Genomic DNA, 17,007 nt, shown 5'->3' on the forward strand with positions numbered 1-17,007 from the left:
GCGCTGTCGCATGCCGTTCATAAACTGAGGCGATGATCGAAATCCGTCCGTCCGCCGCGGCCGAGCCCGCGGTGGCAGCGGCCCCCGCCGGGCCTCTGAAGCTGCTGAACCGCGAACGCTCCATCCTCCAGTTCAACCGCCGCGTGCTGGCCCAGGCACAGCGCGACGACGTGCCGCTGCTCGAGCGGCTGCGCTACCTCACCATCGTCTCGTCCAACCTCGACGAATTCTTCGAGGTGCGCGTGGCCGACATCATCGAGGCCACGCGCCAGCCCGACTCCGGCGTCTCTCGCCACGATCTCGCCGCGGTGGCCGGCGCGGCTCATGAGCTGATCGACGAGCAGTACGCGCTCTTCAACGACGTGCTGATGCCGGCGCTGCAACGCCAGGGGCTGGTCGTGCTCAACCACGCCGACCGCAATGCCGAGCAGCGCAAGTGGGTGGCGCGCTTTTTCGAGACCCAGGTGCGCCCGCTGCTGGTGCCCGTGAGCCTGGACCCCAGCCACCCGTTTCCGCTGGTGGCCAACAAGTCGCTCAACTTCATCGCCCGGCTGAGCGGGCGCGACGCCTTCGGGCGCGCCAACCAGATTGCCATCGTCAAGGTGCCGCGCGTGCTGCCGCGCGTGATCCGCCTGCCCGACGCGCTGACGCCGGGCCAGCAGGGCTTCGTGCTGCTGACGAGCGTGATCCGCGCCCACCTGGCCGAGTTGTTCCCGGGGCGCGAGGTCGAATCGTTCTCGCAGTTCCGCGTCACGCGCGACTCCGACCTCGAGGTCGACGAGGACGACGTGACCAATCTGCGCCAGGCGCTGCGCAGCGGCCTCACCACGCGCCACTTCGGGCTCGCCATCCGGCTCGAGGTGGTCAACACCTGCCCGCCCGAGCTTTACAGCTTCCTGCTCGAGCAGTTCTCGCTGCCTGAGCTGGCGCTGTACCGCGTCAACGGGCCGGTCAACCTGGTGCGGCTGAACCAGCTCATCGACCAGGCCGACGCCGACGGGCTGCGCTTCCCGCATTTCGAGGCGCACTGGCCGGCCGACCGCCTGCCGCGCGGGCAGAGCATCTTCGAGCGCCTGCGTGCCGGTGACGTGCTGCTGCACCATCCCTTCGAAAGCTTCGAGCCGGTGGTGCAGTTCCTGCGCGAGGCAGTGGAAGACCCCGATGTGCTGGCCATCAAGCAGACCATCTACCGCACCGGCGCGCAAAGCGTGCTGATGGACCTGCTGATCGAGGCCGTGCGCCGCGGCAAGGAAGTGCTGGCGGTGGTGGAGCTGAAGGCACGCTTCGACGAAGAGGCCAACATCAACTGGGCCGAGCGGCTGGAGGCCGTGGGTGCCCAGGTCGTGTACGGCATCGTCGGCCTCAAGACCCACGCCAAGATGCTGCTGGTGACGCGGCGCGAGGGGGCCCGGTTGCGCCGCTACGTCCATCTCAGCACCGGCAACTACAACCCACGCACGGCGCGGCTGTACACCGACCTGGGCTTCCTCTCTGCCGATGCCGCCGTTGCCGCCGATGCCGACGCCGTTTTCCTGCAACTGGCCAGCCAGACCAAGGTGCGCCCCCCGCATCAACTGGTGACCGCGCCCTTCGCGCTGCACAAGCGCATGCTCAGGCACATCAACCAGGTGGCGGCGGCGGCCCGCGCTGGCGGCGTCGCCCGCATCGTGGTCAAGATCAATGCCCTTACCGACCCGGCGCTGATTGCGGCCCTGGTCGAGGCCGGCCAGGCCGGCGCGAGCATCGACCTCATCGTGCGCGGCGCCTGCATGCTGCCGCCCGGCTTGCCGGGCCTTACTGACAACATCCGCGTGCGTTCGGTGGTGGGCCGCTTCCTCGAGCATTCGCGCATCGCCTACTTCGCCTGGGGCGAGGGCGACGACGACGAGGCGCTCTACCTCAGCAGCGCCGACTGGATGAGCCGCAACATGTTCCGCCGCATCGAGCTGGCCTGGCCGCTGCGCGACAAGGCGCTGCGCCAACGCGTCATCGACGAAGGCCTGGTGCCCTACCTGCACGACGAGCGTGAGGCCTGGACGCTGGACGGCGAGGGCCGCTACCGCCGTGTCGCCGAGGGCGGTCTCAGCGCCCAGCAGGCCTTGATGCGGCGGTATTGATGATGCCCCCACGCTCTCTACGTTCGCTGCCCCCCGAGGGGGCGCTCAGTACCTTCGGAACGGCCGGGCGGTACTGAGATGGACCTCATCCTCTGGCGCCACGCCGAGGCCCTGGAGCTGCGCGACGGCCTGGCCGACGCCGACCGGCCGCTCACGCCCAAGGGCGAACGCCAGGCGGCGCGCGTGGCGGCCTGGCTCAACCGCCAGCTGCCCGCTGGCGCGCGTGTGCTGGTCAGCCCCTGCCTGCGCGCCCAGCAGACCGCGGCGGCGCTCGACCGCAAGCTGCGCACCGTGGCCGCCCTGGCCCCGGGCGAGACGGTGGAGGCCCTGTTGCACGCGGCGCGCTGGCCCGATGCGCGCGAGCCGGTGCTGGTGGTCGGCCACCAACCCACACTGGGGCTGGCGGCGGCCTATTTGCTGTCGGGCCAGGCCCAGCCCTGGTCGGTGCGCAAGGCCGGCCTGTGGTGGCTGCGCGGGCGCGAGCGCGACGGCCTGCTGCAGGTGGTGCTGCACGCCGCGGTGTCGCCCGAACTGGTCTGACGCGCGGCCCGCGCCGCGGCCGGGCGTTCAGGCTGCCGCGGCAGTGAGCAGGCGCAGCGGCCCGCTGCGCAACCAGGCAGCGGCTTCTTCCTGCAGCAGGTAGAGCGTGCGCGGGTTGCGTTCGGCCCAGGCTGGGCGCCAGGCCAGCTGCGCCTCGCGGCCGCGGCAGCGCAGGCTGATCGCACCGGCATCGGCCTCGCCGCGCGCATGGCACTTGATGGCCGCCAGGCGCAGGCACAGCACCTGCCAGGCAAAGGTCTCGCTGGACAACTGCGGCTCGATCTTGCGCAGCCCGCCGCGCTGGCCCAGCACCAGCTCGCCAATGCGCCGCTGCTGGCTTTGCGAGAAGCCCGGCGCATCGACGTGCGTGAGCAGATAGGCGCTGTGGCGGTGGTGGTCGTGGTGCGACACCATCTGGCCGATCTCGTGCAGCGCGCAGGCCCAGGCCAGCTCGCGCCGGTTGTCGGCCTCGGCGTCGGGCAGGGCGCTGTCGAAAAGGGCCAGCGCCACCGTGGCGACGCGTTCGGCCTGGGCCGTGTCGACGGCAAAGCGGCGCTGCAGCTCGGCCACCGAGGTGTCGCGCATGTCGCCGGGGCGGCGGTGCTGCAGCGCCAGCCGGCGCTCGTGCAGGTCGATGATGACGCCCTGGCGCAGCGCGCCCTTGGCCGGCCACAGCTCGGCGATGTCGAAGTGCGCGGCCAGCGTGTAGAGGATGGCCAGGCCGCCGGGCAGCACGGCGCGCCGCTCGGGCTTGAGGCCGGGCAGGGCGATGCGCTCGGTCTGGCCGGCTTCCAGGCAGCGCTGCATGGCCCAGCGCAGGCCCTGGGGCGTGATGCGGCCATCGCTGACGCCCGAAGCCTGCAGCAGCTGCGACACCGCCCCGGCCGTGCCGGATGAGCCCAGCGCCAGCCGCCAGTGCTCGCGGCCAAAAGACTGCAGGCCTTCCTCGAACTCGGCGCCGGCCGCCACCTGGGCGGCGCGAAAGCCGGCCTCGGTGATGGCGCCGCCCTCGAAGAAGCGCAGCGACAGGCTGACGCAGCCGACGCCGAAGGACTCGGCCACGCGCGGCAGCTTGCCCTGGCCCAGGATCAGCTCGGTCGAGCGGCCGCCGATGTCGACCACCAGGCGCTCTTCGCTGCCGGGCTGCATGTGGGCCACGCCGGCATAGATCAGGCGCGCTTCCTCGCGGCCCGAGATCACCTCGATGGGAAAGCCCAGGGCCTCCTGCGCGCGCAGCAGGAAGGCATTGCGGTTGCGCGCCTCGCGCAGCGTCTGCGTCGCCACCGCGCGCACCTGGCCGGGCTCGAAGCCGGCCAGGCGGGCCGAGAACTGGCGCAGGCAGGCCAGGCCGCGCTGCGCCGCCTCTTCGGTGAGCATGCCGTTGGCATCGAGGCCTGCGCCCAGGCGCACCGTCTCCTTGAGGTAGTCGACGCGGCGGTAGCGGTCCTGGTGGACCTGGCCGATCTCGAGCCGGAAGCTGTTGGACCCCATGTCGATGGCGGCCAGCGCCCGCGGCGGGTTGCTGCGTGGATTCATGGGCTGATCGTACCCGGCAGCCATGACGGCACGACCGGGCTTGACAGCCTCTGTAGGATGGCTTCAGCGCCCCTGGCCTTCTGCCGCGGCGCCCATTGAATGACCCTTTTCTACATCGTCCTGGCCACCGCGGCCGGGGGCGTGCTGTCCGTCTTCATCGCCGCCAGCCTGACCGTGGCCGTGCTCGGCCGCCTCGTCAAGAGCCTGGTCAGCCTGTCGGCCGGCGTGCTGCTGGGCACGGCGCTGCTGCATCTGCTGCCCGAGGCCTTCGAGTCCGGGCCCGAGCCGCAGGCGCTGTTTGCCACGTTGCTGGCCGGGCTGCTGTTCTTCTGGCTGCTCGAGAAGGCCGAGCTCTACCGCCATGACCACCACCACGAGGGCGACGGCCACGACCATCACCACCCCTTTGACGCCCAGCAGGCCGGGCGCGGCGGCTTGAGCGTGCTGGTGGGCGACACGGTCCACAACTTCTGCGACGGCGTCATCATTGCCACCGCCTTCCTGGCCGACGCCGGCCTCGGCGTGGTGACGGCGCTGGCCATCATGGCGCACGAGATCCCGCAGGAGGTGGGCGACTACATCGTGCTGCTCAATGCCGGCTTCACGCGCCAGCGCGCACTGATGTTCAACGCCCTCTCGGGCCTGGCCGCGGTGGCGGGCGGCGTGGCCGCCTACTACCTGATAGGCCCCTGGGCCTCGCTGCTGCCCTATCTGCTGGTGGTGGCCTCGAGCAGTTTCATCTATGTGGCCGTGGCCGACCTGCTGCCGCAGCTGCAGCAGCGCCTGTCATGGCGCGACACCCTGGCCCAGGTGGCCTGGCTCGGCGGCGGCCTGCTGCTGGTGCTGCTGGCCACTGACAGCCTGCACGCAGGCCATGGGCATTGAAGCGGATTCGCCTTCGACCGCCTGGCGTCGTTGGGGCGCCTCGCCGTGCCTGAGCACAGTCTTTGGCGCCCCGCCTAGCCATGCGGCCGAATGCGAACCCGCAAGGGCTCAGCGCACCACCAGCACCGGCAACGTGCCGTGCGTGAGCACCTTCTGCGTCTCGCTGCCCAGCAGCAGTGCGCTGACGCCGCGGCGGCCGTGCGAGGCCATCACGATGAGATCGCAGCCCTGGGCCTTGCCGTGGTCGAGGATGGCCTCCCAGGGGTGGCTGGCTTCCACCGTGTGGCTCTGGCAGGGCACGCCGGCCGCTGCCGCGGCATCGGCCACGCGCTGCACGCGTGCCGCGGCCACGCGCTGCTGGGCATCGAAGTACTCCTGCGGCGGCATGGGCTGGATCTCGGAGATCGCGCTGTAGGGGAAGGGCTCCTTCACCGCCAGCGCGAACAGCTCGGCGCCGTTGAGCTTGGCCATGGCGACGGCCGTGGCAATGGCCTTGGCGGTGATCTCGGAGCCGTCGGTCGGGAACAGGATGCGCGTGTACATGGAATCTCCTTGCAAGGCCGGGGGTATCGGGTGGATGCCCGGCCGGTGCCCAGTGTTCCTCGACCGCGGGCGCCGCGCTTGATGCGGATCAACGGTGCGGGGCTATTGGAGAACTGACTCGGGCTTAGGGGCTTGATCCGCGCCGTTCACCCGCGTTCGACCGGCCGCGCCGGGTCGCTGCACCACTCGCTCCAGGAGCCGGGGTAGAGCAGGCCCGGCTGCAGCCCGGCATGGGCCATGGCGAGCAGGTTGTGGCAGGCGGTGACGCCCGAGCCGCACTGGTGTACGACCGTCGCGTCCAGCCCGCCCAGCGCGGTGAATTCCTCGCGCAGTCGCGTCGCCGGCTTGAAGCGGCCGTCGGCCTCGAGGTTGTCCTTGAAGAAGCGCAGCGTGGCGCCCGGGATGTGGCCTGCCACTGGGTCCAGAGGCTCGACCTCGCCGCGGTAGCGCTCGCCGGCGCGGGCGTCGAAGAGGCGCACCTGGCCCAGCCGCGCCAGCAGCGCACCGGCCTCTATCGCCGGCATGGCGGCGGCGCCGGCCGGGTAGGGCGGCGCGGCGGCTGGCGCTGCGGTGGTGGTTTCGAACGCGCCGCCGGCGGCGCGCCAGGCGGCCTTGCCGCCGTCGAGCACGGCCACCTCGGCGTGGCCCAGCCAGCGCAGCAGCCACCAGGCGCGCGCCGCATAGGGGCCGCCCTGGTCGTCGTAGGCCACCACCGGCAGGCCCGGCCGCAGGCCCCAGCGGCCCGCGCTGGCGGCCAGCGCCTCGCGCGCCGGCAGCGGATGGCGGCCGTTGCGGCCGTTGCGCGGGCCGGCGAGGTCGCGGTCGAGGTGGGCGTAGACCGCGCCCGGCAGATGGCCGGCCGCGCAGGCGCGCTCGCCGGCGGCGGTGTCGGCCAGGTCGAAGCCGCAGTCCAGCAACAGCAGCGGCTGGCCGCTTGCCATCAAGGCCTGCAGTTGCGCGGCGGAGATCAGGGTGTCCAGGCTCATCGTGTCTTGCCCTTCAGGTCTCGGTGGGGGGATTGTCCGGACGGCGCACCGGGGCGCGCCCGCGCAGCAGCGTGGCGGCCACGCCAGCGGCCACGATCAGCAGCATGCCGGCCACCGACATTGCCGTCACCGGGTCGTCGAAGATCAGCACGCCGAAGCCGAAGCTGAACAGGATGCCCAGGTACTGCAGTGCCGCCACGCCCAGCGCGGCACCGCGCGCATAGGCCGCCGTCATCATCCATTGCGCCACCGTTGCCAGCGCACCGATGGCCAGGAGCAATGCGAGCCCGCCGGCCGTGTGTGCATGGCCCCCGCCTGTAGCGACGACGATGGCCGTGCCGGCGACGGTGCCGCTGGCCGAGAAGTAGAGCACCACGCGCTCGGTGGGCTCGCCCGCGCGGCCCAGAGCCGAGACCTGCAGATAGGCCACCGCCGCCAGCATGCCCGAGAGCAGCCCCACGAGGCCGAACCAGAGCTGGTCCTGCGCCAGCGTCGGCCGCAGGATCAGCGCCACGCCGGCAAAGCCCGCCAACACCGCACTGACGAGGCGGCCGTCGACGCCGCCCTGGCCCAGCAGCGTGGCGCCGCCGATCAGGAACAGCGCGATCCACACCGGCGAGAGGTAGTTGAGCGTCATCGCCGTCGCCAGTGGCAGGCCGCCGATGGCGTAGAACCACAGGCACAGCGCCGTCGTGCCGCTGGCGGCGCGCCAGAAGTGCATCGCCGGCACGGGGGTGCGCCAGGCGATGCCGCGCCAGCGCAGCAGCGCCAGCATCAGCACGAGGCCGATGAGCGAGCGGTAGAGCACGATCTCGCCGGCGCCGTAGCGCGACGAGGCGAGCTTGACGCACACCCCCATCAGCGCGAACAGCAGCGAGGCGCCCACCATCAGCAGCGGGGCCGGCAGCGGCCGCATCGCCATGCGTGCGCGCCCCGGTCAGGCGAGCGTGGCCGCGCTGCCGATTTCGCGCCGGTACCACTCGTGGAAGTGCTGCATGCCGTCTTCCATCGGACTCTGGTAGGGGCCGACCTCGTTGTCGCCGCGCGCCATCAGCGCCTGGCGGCCGGCGTCCATGCGCAGCGCGATCTCGTCGTCCTCGATGCAGGTCTCCATGTAGGCGGCCTGCTGGGCGTCGACGAGCTCGCGCTCGAAGGCGGCGACTTCCTCGGGGTAGAAGAACTCGACCATGTTGAGCGTCTTGCGCGGGCTCTGGGGGATCAGCGTCGAGACCACCAGCACATGCGGATACCACTCGACCATCACGCCCGGGTAGTAGGTGAGCCAGATCGCACCCTGCTCGGGCGGCCGGCCGCCGCGGAAGGCCAGCACCGCGTCCTGCCAGCGCCGGTAGGCCGGCGAGCCCGCCTTGGCCAGCGCCTTGTTGATGCCCACCGTCTGCACCGAGTGGTGGCGGCCGAATTCCCAGCGCAGGTCGTCGCAGGTCACGAACTGGCCCAGGCCGGGGTGGAAGGGGCCGACGTGGTAGTCCTCGAGGTAGACCTCGATGAAGGTCTTCCAGTTGTAGTCGCACTGATGCAGGTGGCGGCGGTCGAAGACGTAGCCGTCGAAAGCCAGGGCCGGTGCGCAGCCCAGCCCGGCCAGATCATCGGCAACCTCGCGCCCGTTGCGCTCGAACAACAACCCCTGCCAGTTCTGCAGCGGGTAGTTGCGCAGGTTGAGGCAGGGATCGTGGTCGAAATGCGGCGCGCCGACGAGCTGGCCGCCGAGGTCGTAGGTCCAGCGGTGCAGCGGGCACACCACATGGCCGCTCGTCGTGCCGCGGCCCTTGAGCATCACCGCCTGGCGGTGGCGACAGACGTTGGAGATCAGCTCGACGCCGGCGGCATGGCGCACCAGGGCCCGGCCGTCGCCTTCCTGCTCCAGCGCCAGATAGTCGCCGACCCCTGGCACGGCCAGTTCGTGCCCGAGGTAGCGCGGGTATTGCTGGAAGATGAGTGCCTGTTCGCGCTGGAACAGATCCTCGTCGAAGTAGCTGGAAACCGGGAGTTGGGAGCGGCTGCGCTCGAGTGCTTCAAGAGAGATGCTCAGGTCCGACATGATCCGACCGGATCCTCCTATGGGACTGCACGACGGCCCCATCGGCTGGGATGGGGGCCTGGCCCGGACGAGCCGCCTGGCATGCGGCCTGTCGTTGCGCAATGCGCGCGTCGGGGGCCGGGATTCTAGCCCTGGGGCATGGCCAGGGTTCAGCCGGGCGCGGCGGCAGGCGGGCTTCGTCGCCTGGCATGCCAGGCCATGGCGGCGGCGCGACAGCGATTGTCTAGAATCGCCGTCTTGATTTCATCTCCCGAAATGCCGCGCAGCGCCCCGACCGCCCCCAAGGAGCCCGCCAGCTACGAGCTGGCCCTGGCCGAGCTGGACAGGCTTGTCCAGCAGATGGAAGGCGGCCAGCTGCCGCTGGACCAACTGCTCGAAGGCTATCGCCGCGGCGCTGACCTGCTGGCCTTTTGCCGCACGCGGCTGCAGGCCGTGGAAGAGCAGGTGAGGCTGCTCGACGACGGCAAGCTCAAGCCCTGGAGCGGCGCCTGATGGTCACGCCGGCCGATGCCGACGCCTGGACGCGCGAGCAGCTCGCCACGGTGGAGCGCGCGCTGCAGGACTGGGTGCCCGAGGACGCCCCCGCCGGGCTGGGCCTGGCCATGCGCTATGGCGTGCTCGACGGCGGCAAGCGGCTGCGGCCGCTGCTCGTGCTGGCCAGTTGCCGGGCAGTGGCGGGCGATTGCGCCGCCGCGCTGCGCGCCGCGGTGGCAGTGGAACTCATCCACGCCTATTCGCTGGTCCACGACGACATGCCCTGCATGGACAACGACGTGCTGCGCCGCGGCAAGCCCACGGTACATGTGCAGTTCGGCCAGGCCCAGGCCATGCTGGCAGGCGACGCGATGCAGGCCCTGGCCTTCGAGGTGCTGACGCCCGACGAGGGCGTGGCGCCGGCGCTGCAGGCACGCCTGGTGGGCCTGCTGGCGCGCTCGGCCGGCCACGCCGGCATGGCCGGCGGCCAGGCCATCGACCTGGCCAGCATAGGCCGTGACCTCAGCGAGGCCCAGCTGCGCGACATGCACCAGCGCAAGACCGGCGCCCTGCTGCAGGCCAGCGTGCTGATGGGCGCCGCCTGCGGCGCCACCACGGCGGCGCAATGGCAGGCCCTGTCGGAATACGGCGCCGCCATCGGCTTCGCCTTCCAGGTGGTCGACGACATCCTCGACGTCACCCAGGCCTCCGAGACGCTGGGCAAGACTGCCGGCAAGGACCTGGACCACAACAAACCCACCTATGTGTCGGTGCTGGGCCTCGAGGCCGCGCGCCGCACCGCCGAGGCGCTGCGCCTGGAGGCCCACCGGGCCCTCACGGCCAGCGGCCTGGGCGCTGCCGCCTGCCTGCTGGCCATGCTGGCCGACAAGGTCGTCGAGCGGGACAACTGAAGCCATGCTGCTGAACAAGATCAACACGCCGGCCGATCTGCGCAAGCTGCCGCGCAGCGAGCTCGGCGCCCTCGCCGCCGAGCTGCGCAATTTCGTGCTCGACACCGTCAGCCAGACCGGCGGCCACCTGGGCAGCAACCTGGGCACGGTCGAGCTCACGGTGGCGCTGCACTACGTCTACAACACGCCCTACGACCGCATCGTCTGGGACGTCGGCCACCAGACCTATCCGCACAAGGTGCTCACCGGCCGCCGCGACCGCATGCACACGCTGCGGCAGCTGGGCGGCATCGGCGGCTTTCCGCGCCGCGACGAGAGCGAGTACGACACCTTCGGCACGGCGCACAGCAGCACCAGCATCAGCGCCGCGCTGGGCATGGCCCTGGCCGCCAAGCTCAAGAACGAAGACCGCAAGGCCGTGGCCGTGATCGGCGACGGCGCCATGACGGCCGGCATGGCCTTCGAGGCGCTCAACAATGCCGGTGTCAGCCATGCCGGCATCAATGCCGACATCCTGGTCGTGCTCAACGACAACGACATGTCGATCAGCCCGCCGGTGGGCGCGCTCAACAAATACCTGGCTCGGCTGATGAGCGGCCAGTTCTATGCCGCGGCGCGCGAGGGTGTGAAGGGCGTGCTGAAGGCGGCGCCGCCGCTGTTCGAGCTGGCGCGGCGCTTCGAAGAACACGCCAAGGGCATGGTCGTGCCCGGCACCATCTTCGAGGAATTCGGCTTCAACTACGTCGGCCCCATCGACGGCCACGACCTCGAGTCGCTGATCCCCACGCTCGAGAACCTGCGCAGCAAGCGCGGCCCGCAGTTCCTGCACGTCGTCACCAAGAAGGGCTATGGCTACAAGCTGGCCGAGGCCGACCCGGTGAAGTACCACGCCGCCAGCGGCAAGTTCGATCCGGCCCTGGGCTTCCCCAAGAGCGCGCCCAGCAAGCCCAGCTTCACCCAGGTGTTCGGCCAGTGGCTGTGCGACATGGCCGAGGCCGACGAGCGCCTGGTGGCCATCACGCCGGCCATGCGCGAAGGCTCGGGCATGGTCGAGTTCCACAAGCGCTTTCCGCGCCGCTACCACGATGTCGGCATCGCCGAGCAGCATGCCGTCACCTTTGCCGCGGGCCTGGCCTGCGAAGGGCTCAAGCCGGTGGTGGCCATCTACAGCACCTTCCTGCAGCGCGGCTACGACCAGCTCATCCACGACGTGGCGCTGCAGAACCTGCCGGTGGTGTTCGCGCTCGACCGTGCCGGCATCGTCGGCGCCGACGGCCCCACCCACGCTGGCGCCTACGACATCGCTTACCTGCGCTGCATCCCCAACTGCAGCCTGCTCGCGCCCAGCGACGAGAACGAGTGCCGCCAGGCACTGACCACCGCCTTCCGCCACGACCACCCGGTGGCGGTGCGCTACCCGCGCGGCGCCGGTGCCGGCGTCACCATCGAAGCGGCGCTCACGGCCTGGCCCTGGGGTCGTGGCCTGCTGCGCCGGCGCGGCCAGCGCATCGCCATCCTGGCCTTCGGCACCCTGCTGCACCCGGCGCTGCAGGCGGCCGAGCGCCTGGGCGCCACGGTGGCCGACATGCGCTTCATCAAGCCGCTGGACGAGGCCCTGGTGCTCGAGCTGGCGCGCGGCCACGAGGGCCTGGTCACGGTGGAAGAGGGTTGCGTGATGGGCGGTGCCGGCAGTGCGGTGCTCGAATGCCTGGCCGCCGCCGGCGTCTCGGTGCCGGTGCTGCAGCTGGGACTGCCCGACCGCTACGTCGAGCACGGCGAGCCGGCCCGGCTGCTGTCGTTGTGCGGGCTGGACGCCGCCGGCATCGAGGCCTCGGTGCTCAAGCGCTTCGGCGCCCGTCCGACGCTGGCAGCGGCCAACGAATAGCCGCGTTCAGTGCCTTTGAGCGCTGCGATGTAATCCGCGCGGGCCTGTAGTTGCCGGATCGCTGGCATGCTGTACAGCTGACATGAACCCCGGCCCGACCAAGGGCCGCGGCTGACTAGATGACCAAGCCCACCGACGCCCTCCACATCCCCGACACCCAGAGCGCACGCGACGAGCGCCATCTGGCCATACAGCGCGTGGGCATTCGCGACATCCGCTACCCGCTGCAGCTGCGCGTGGCCGGCGCGACGCAGTCGACGGCGGCACTGTGGTCGCTGGACGTGGCGCTGCCGGCCGAGAAGAAGGGCACGCACATGTCGCGCTTCGTGGCCTGGCTGGACGCGCTGGACCTGCCGCTGGACGCCGCCACGCTGCGCCTGCGCCATGCCCAGATGCTGGACAAGCTGGGCGCGCAGGACGGCCGCATCGAGGCCGCCTTCAGCTTCTTCCTGCGCAAGCGCGCCCCGGTGTCGGGCCTGGCCAGCCTGCTCGACTACCAGGGCCGCTGGATCGCCGAGACGCGCGGCGGCGTCACCGCCATCTGGGCCGAGGTGGCGGTGCCGGTGAAGAGCCTGTGCCCCTGCTCGAAGGAGATCTCCGAGTACGGCGCGCACAACCAGCGCTCGCAGGTCACGCTGCGCGTCGAGGTGCTGCAGCCCATCGAGTGGCACGAGTTGGTGCGCTTCGCCGAGAACGCCGCTTCCAGCGAGCTGTGGCCCATGCTCAAGCGCGCCGACGAGAAGTGGGTCACCGAGCACGCCTACGAGAACCCCAAGTTCGTCGAGGATCTGGTGCGCGACGTGGCACTGGCGCTCAATGGCGACGCCCGCATCGGGCGTTACACGGTGGACGTCGAGAACTTCGAGTCGATCCACAACCACAGCGCCTACGCGCGCATCGAGCGCCTGTAGGGCCTGCGCCTACACGCGGTGCCACGGCCCGCGTGCCATCCGTGACCGAAATCACACATGCCCACCGGGCTTGGCCCCAGCGTGGCAGCTTGCGCCTGCGCGGCCGGGCTGGTGGGCGTCGCCTGTAGGAATTTGCCTTACACGGGCGTTGGAAGTTCCGGGACTCAAGCGACGGAACTGGCCTGATGTCGCCATCCATTTCCGGTCACTACAGTTCGTTTCATCCCATCCCGCAGACGTAACAGGACAGCGACCATGAACTCCGAACAGATCCTTGCCGAAATCCGCGAAGCCAACCTGTCCTACCTGATGCTGGCCCAGAGCCTGATTCGCACCGACCGCGAGCAGGCCCTGTTCCGCCTGGGTGTCAGCGAAGAGACCGCGACGCTGATCGGCACGCTGACGCCGGCGCAGATGATGAAGGTGGCCACCGGCAACACGCTGCTGTGCCGCTTCCGCATGGACGACGACATCGTCTGGAACCTGCTCACCAGCCACGGCAAGGGTGCCGCCAACGACGGCCTGTCGCGCCTGCACGCCTCCATCCTGATGGCCGGCCGCCACGACGAAGCCGCCTGAACGCGCCGCCACCATCCTCCGGTAGTCACGAAAGCCCATCATGAGCCGCAACAAGAGCATCCTGACCGAGGCCCGCCAGATCGAGCGCGCTGTCACGCTGATCAAGCTCGGTGCCCGCCTGCAGGTGCTCGAGAGCGAGACCGACCTCAGCTACGAGCGCCTGCTGCGCCTGTACAAGGAAGTCGCCGGCAAGAGCCCGAGCAAGGGCCAGCTGCCGTTCTCGACCGATTGGTTCATGACCTGGCAGCCCAATATCCACGCCAGCCTCTTTCTCAACACCCACGAATACCTCAACAAGGTGGCCGCGCTCGACGAGATCGACACCGTCATCAAGGCCTACCAGCTCTATGTCGAGCAGATGGCCTCGCAGGGCCTGGAGCCGCTCTTGAGCGTGACGCGTGCCTGGCGCCTGGTGAAGTTCGTTGACAACGGCATGCTCACGATGACCGCCTGCAGCAAGTGCGGCGGCCATTTCGTGACCCATCCGCACGAGATTGCACGCCACTATGTCTGCGGCCTGTGCAGCCCGCCGGCGCGCGCTGGCAAGGGCAAGCTGGCCGGTGCGCTGGGCAGCGAATCCGCTCGCGGCGCAGCGGCGCTGGCCGCTCGTTCGGCAGTGCGTTCCGGTGATTGATCACGGCGGCCTGGTTCAAGCTTTCCGCCGCCGCGGTCGATAAGCAGGAAGATTGTTTCGGTTCCTTGTTCGTCTCCTCCTGGCACAGTACCCTGTGCTTTCAAGCGGGCTCCTCGTGAGCCCGCTTTTTTCATGGCGGCGCGAGATGCGACACTGCGGCGCCTGATCCCGCTGCCGCCATGAACGCCACCGCCGACTCCAAGCCTCGCCAGCCGCATCGCGGCCCTGCTTGGGAGCGCGCGCTCTCGCTCTTGCTGCGCACCGGCCACCTGATGGCGGTGATCGCCCTTGGCGCGGCGCTGCTGGGCGCGCCGGTTGCGCGTGGCCATGTCGGCCCCTTCGTGCTGGCCAGCGGCGCGGCTTTGCTGGGGCTGGACCTGTGGGCGCGGCGGCTGAGCCTGCTCGACCTGGCCGGTGTTGTGGTGCTGCTCAAGCTGGCCGCCAGCGCCTGGATGGCCTGGGGCCATGCCGGCGCGCTGCCGCTGTTCTGGGCCGTGGTGGCGTTGTCGTCGCTGTCGGCCCACGCGCCCAAGGCGCTGCGCCACTGGCGGCCGGGGCGCGCCGCGCCTCAGAGCCGCGCCAGCAGGGCCGGCAGGCCGGGGTAGCTGCCGGCCCGCAGCGCGACCTTGCGCGCGGCGCCGCTGCGCTTGTCGCCGCTGGCCAGGGCCTCGATGTAGGCCGGGCCGTCCTCGACCCAGCTGCCGCCCAGGGCGCTGATGCGGCGTGCGAACAACGGGTCGGGCAGGCTCCCGGCGCTGGGCCCGACGAGGGCGAAGCGTTCGGCCTGGGGTGCCGCCGCCCGCATGCGGGCCAGCGTGCCGTTGAGCAGCAGGGTGCCGGTGGCCAGCACCTTGTTGCAGCTGGCCAGCGCTGCGGCGTCGGCGGTGACGGTAACGCCCTCGCGCTCGCCGATCAGGTCTTCGCGCAGCTCGATCACCACCAGCGCCGCGCCAGCGGCCGTGATGCGCGGCACCAGGGGCGGGAACCAGCCGATCATGCCGATGCGGTCACCCGGCCGGGGATCGATGGCGGCCAGCGAATCGCCGGCGTCCGGCGGCATGTAGCCGGCACGCATGAAGAGCCAGGCCGTGAGCGCATTGACGGCGGCCAGGCCCAGCGTGCGCGGCGTGCCCCGATCCTGGGCCGGCGGCGCGGCATAGCCGGCAGCCAGTTGCAGGGCGTCGGCGCCGGCGCAGGCCGGCGCGGCCTCGCGCAGCGCCGCCAGCGTGTCGCCGAAGAGCACATAGCTCAGGCCCAGCGCACCGCCTTCAAGCTCGACGGCGCAGGATTCGCCCGCCATCGCCGAGGGCGGCCGGCGCGGCGGCAGGTGCAAGGCCTTGACGCGTGGCAGGCGGCCGGCCAGGGCGGTGCCGGCAAAGGCCGCCCGCAGCAGGGCCAGGGTGTCGGCTTCGACGCCGCCGAAATCGGGCACCGCGCTCGCGTTCATCCAGCCTCTCCACCGCCCAGGCGCTGGCGAGCCGCGGGCGAGAGCGCATTGGGAAAGTACAGCGCGGTCAGGCTCTTGCTGTGTACCGGGCTGGCGCCACGGCGGTCGGCGCGCAACTCGGCGTCGGCGCTGTCGGCGTGGCGGCGCCAGTCGCGCACCCAGTGGATGTCGTCGCACACCTCCAGCAGGCCCAGGGTCTCGCGGTCGCCGATCAGCACGCCTTGCACATGCAGTCCCAGCTCCTGCCGCGCCGCGTCCAACTTTTGCAGCGTGGCCGGCACGCAGCCGAACTCACCGTCGCTGACGATCAGCAGGTCGGCACCGGCCCAGCCGGCTTCGTGGATGCGGGCGATGGCGCGTTCTATCGGTGTCTGGATGTCGGTGCCGCCGTCGAAGGCCTGGCCCATCAGGCGCAGCATCGCGGCCAGGCCACCCTCGGCGATGTCTTGTTCTATCACTTCGTCGGGGCCACCAAAGGCCAACAGCCGGCAGCCGCGCCCGGTCTGGCGGGCCAGGCGCAGGGCGGCCAGGGCCACGGCCTTGGCGACGTTCTCGGGCGCGCCGCGCATCGAGCCCGAGGTGTCCAGGCACAGCACGATGGGGCCGCGCTCGCGCGCCAGCTGCTCGGGTGCGCGGCCGGTGTCGCGGGCGCGGCCGTCGGGATCGGGCCGCCAGTCGAATACCAGGGCCGCGGTGTCGTGGGCGAGCAGCCGGCCCTCGGCCTGGCGCGCACGCCACAGGCGGCGCAGCAGCGGGTGGCGCAGGCCCAGGGCCTCGCTGGGCAGCATGTGCTCGATGCGGCTGTCGAGCCGGATGCCGGTGATCTCGCCCGGGGCGCCGGCCAGCAGCGTGGCCACGGCGCGCAGCGGCACGCGGGCCTGGGGCCGGGGACGCTCGGGCGCCGGCTGTGGCGTGCGACGGGCGCTGAACTCGCGCCGTCCCAGGCGCTTCAGCAAGGCCTGCAGCTCGGGCAGTTCGGCCAGGCGCTCGGCGGCGCGGCGCGCGGCCTGCCATTCGCGCGTGCGCAGGCGGCCGCGCAGCTGGTCCCATTGCAGCAGGCTGCCGCTGGCCAGCTCGCGCAGCAGGGCCAGTTCGGACTCGAGGCCGGCGGTCTCGATCTGCCAGCTGGCGCGGAATTCCTCGGTGATGGCGGCGATGGCCTGAGCGCGCGTCCGGCGCGGCTGCAGCGCGTTGATGCGGTCGAGGTGCCAGAAGGCGCTGCGCAGGATTTGCTCGGCCAGCGCCGTCAGCCCTTGGGCCAGGGCCGGCAGGCCCAGCTCGCCCGCCACCCGGCGCAGCGGTGCGCTGGCCGCGGCGTCGCCGAAGTCGGCCGTGGCGGCGGGGAGCTTGCCGCCCCCCAGCGCGTCCAGCCAGGCCGCGGCATGGTCCAGCCGCGCCTCGCGCGTGCCCACGGCCGCCGTCAGCGTGGGCAGCCAGGTGGGGCGCGGCAGCGGCTGCAGTTGGTCGTAGGGGGTGTCGAGGGCGTGCATGGCGACGGCC

The 17,007-nt window shown here is 71.2% G+C and carries 17 protein-coding genes; 10 read left to right on the forward strand and 7 right to left on the reverse strand.

All coding sequences use genetic code 11. The annotated features are described in order from the left end of the window. The first annotated feature begins 32 nt into the window (after window positions 1–32). Together ppk1 and sixA are read left to right on the forward strand one after the other, a co-directional pair. The gene (ppk1, locus tag JMV16_RS17335) at window positions 33–2,117 is read left to right on the forward strand and encodes a polyphosphate kinase 1 (RefSeq protein WP_201495542.1); all 2,085 of its coding nucleotides are present in this window, start codon (window positions 33–35) and stop codon (window positions 2,115–2,117) included. A gap of 78 nt (window positions 2,118–2,195) precedes the next feature. Then, window positions 2,196–2,657, forward strand: coding sequence for a phosphohistidine phosphatase SixA (gene sixA, locus JMV16_RS17340; protein WP_201495543.1), 462 nt, complete (start codon window positions 2,196–2,198; stop codon window positions 2,655–2,657). A gap of 27 nt (window positions 2,658–2,684) precedes the next feature. Here the strand turns inward: sixA and ppx are convergent, their stop codons facing one another. Beyond that, window positions 2,685–4,193 (reverse strand): exopolyphosphatase, encoded by a 1,509-nt coding sequence (gene ppx / locus JMV16_RS17345; protein WP_201495544.1) that lies wholly within the window; start codon window positions 4,191–4,193, stop codon window positions 2,685–2,687. A 99-nt stretch (window positions 4,194–4,292) separates the two neighbouring features. Between ppx and JMV16_RS17350 the strand changes: the two genes are divergently transcribed. Then, window positions 4,293–5,078 (forward strand): ZIP family metal transporter, encoded by a 786-nt coding sequence (locus tag JMV16_RS17350; protein WP_201495545.1) that lies wholly within the window; start codon window positions 4,293–4,295, stop codon window positions 5,076–5,078. 108 nt (window positions 5,079–5,186) lie between these two features. On the opposite strand, the gene JMV16_RS17355 is transcribed toward JMV16_RS17350, so the two are convergent. The 4 genes from JMV16_RS17355 to JMV16_RS17370 form a co-directional block, all read right to left on the reverse strand. After that, window positions 5,187–5,621, reverse strand: a complete 435-nt coding sequence (locus JMV16_RS17355) for a universal stress protein (RefSeq protein ID WP_201495546.1) — start codon at window positions 5,619–5,621, stop codon at window positions 5,187–5,189. A 146-nt stretch (window positions 5,622–5,767) separates the two neighbouring features. Next, on the reverse strand, window positions 5,768–6,607 hold the full coding sequence (locus JMV16_RS17360; protein ID WP_201495547.1) for a sulfurtransferase: 840 nt from the start codon (window positions 6,605–6,607) through the stop codon (window positions 5,768–5,770). Window positions 6,608–6,620: 13 nt separating this feature from the next. Beyond that, window positions 6,621–7,529, reverse strand: a complete 909-nt coding sequence (locus tag JMV16_RS17365) for a DMT family transporter (protein WP_236580569.1) — start codon at window positions 7,527–7,529, stop codon at window positions 6,621–6,623. A gap of 15 nt (window positions 7,530–7,544) precedes the next feature. Continuing rightward, a complete protein-coding gene (locus JMV16_RS17370; protein ID WP_201495548.1) occupies window positions 7,545–8,666 on the reverse strand; it encodes an aromatic ring-hydroxylating oxygenase subunit alpha in 1,122 nt (373 codons plus the stop codon). A 255-nt stretch (window positions 8,667–8,921) separates the two neighbouring features. On the opposite strand from JMV16_RS17370, the gene xseB reads away from it, so the two are divergent. The 7 genes from xseB (at window position 8,922) to JMV16_RS17405 (ending at window position 14,665) form a co-directional block, all read left to right on the forward strand. Beyond that, a complete protein-coding gene (xseB, locus tag JMV16_RS17375; RefSeq protein WP_201495666.1) occupies window positions 8,922–9,158 on the forward strand; it encodes an exodeoxyribonuclease VII small subunit in 237 nt (78 codons plus the stop codon). Further along, window positions 9,158–10,051 carry a polyprenyl synthetase family protein gene (locus JMV16_RS17380; RefSeq protein WP_201495549.1) on the forward strand — a complete coding sequence of 298 codons (894 nt, stop codon included), beginning with the start codon at window positions 9,158–9,160 and terminating at the stop codon, window positions 10,049–10,051. Before xseB ends, JMV16_RS17380 begins: the two co-directional genes overlap by 1 nt. Before the next feature lie 4 nt (window positions 10,052–10,055). After that, on the forward strand, window positions 10,056–11,936 hold the full coding sequence (dxs, locus tag JMV16_RS17385) for a 1-deoxy-D-xylulose-5-phosphate synthase (protein ID WP_201495550.1): 1,881 nt from the start codon (window positions 10,056–10,058) through the stop codon (window positions 11,934–11,936). A gap of 119 nt (window positions 11,937–12,055) precedes the next feature. Continuing rightward, on the forward strand, window positions 12,056–12,847 hold the full coding sequence (gene folE2, locus JMV16_RS17390; RefSeq protein ID WP_201495551.1) for a GTP cyclohydrolase FolE2: 792 nt from the start codon (window positions 12,056–12,058) through the stop codon (window positions 12,845–12,847). Window positions 12,848–13,102: 255 nt separating this feature from the next. Continuing rightward, the gene (flhD, locus tag JMV16_RS17395; RefSeq protein ID WP_201495552.1) at window positions 13,103–13,426 is read left to right on the forward strand and encodes a flagellar transcriptional regulator FlhD; all 324 of its coding nucleotides are present in this window, start codon (window positions 13,103–13,105) and stop codon (window positions 13,424–13,426) included. Window positions 13,427–13,466: 40 nt separating this feature from the next. Continuing rightward, entirely contained in the window at window positions 13,467–14,060 is a 594-nt protein-coding gene (flhC, locus tag JMV16_RS17400) for a flagellar transcriptional regulator FlhC (RefSeq protein ID WP_236580570.1), read from the forward strand. Between the two features lie 179 nt (window positions 14,061–14,239). Further along, window positions 14,240–14,665 (forward strand): hypothetical protein, encoded by a 426-nt coding sequence (locus JMV16_RS17405; protein WP_201495553.1) that lies wholly within the window; start codon window positions 14,240–14,242, stop codon window positions 14,663–14,665. Here JMV16_RS17405 and JMV16_RS17410 read toward each other — a convergent pair. Next, on the reverse strand, window positions 14,629–15,507 hold the full coding sequence (locus JMV16_RS17410; protein ID WP_201495554.1) for a Rossmann-like domain-containing protein: 879 nt from the start codon (window positions 15,505–15,507) through the stop codon (window positions 14,629–14,631). The two genes, JMV16_RS17405 and JMV16_RS17410, sit on opposite strands and share 37 nt — an antisense overlap. Continuing rightward, entirely contained in the window at window positions 15,504–16,997 is a 1,494-nt protein-coding gene (locus JMV16_RS17415) for a vWA domain-containing protein (protein WP_201495555.1), read from the reverse strand. The genes JMV16_RS17410 and JMV16_RS17415 overlap by 4 nt, the downstream gene beginning before the upstream one ends. Between the last annotated feature and the right edge of the window lie 10 nt (window positions 16,998–17,007).

This window comes from Rubrivivax sp. A210, from assembly GCF_904426505.1.
GTDB lineage: Bacteria > Pseudomonadota > Gammaproteobacteria > Burkholderiales > Burkholderiaceae_C > Rubrivivax.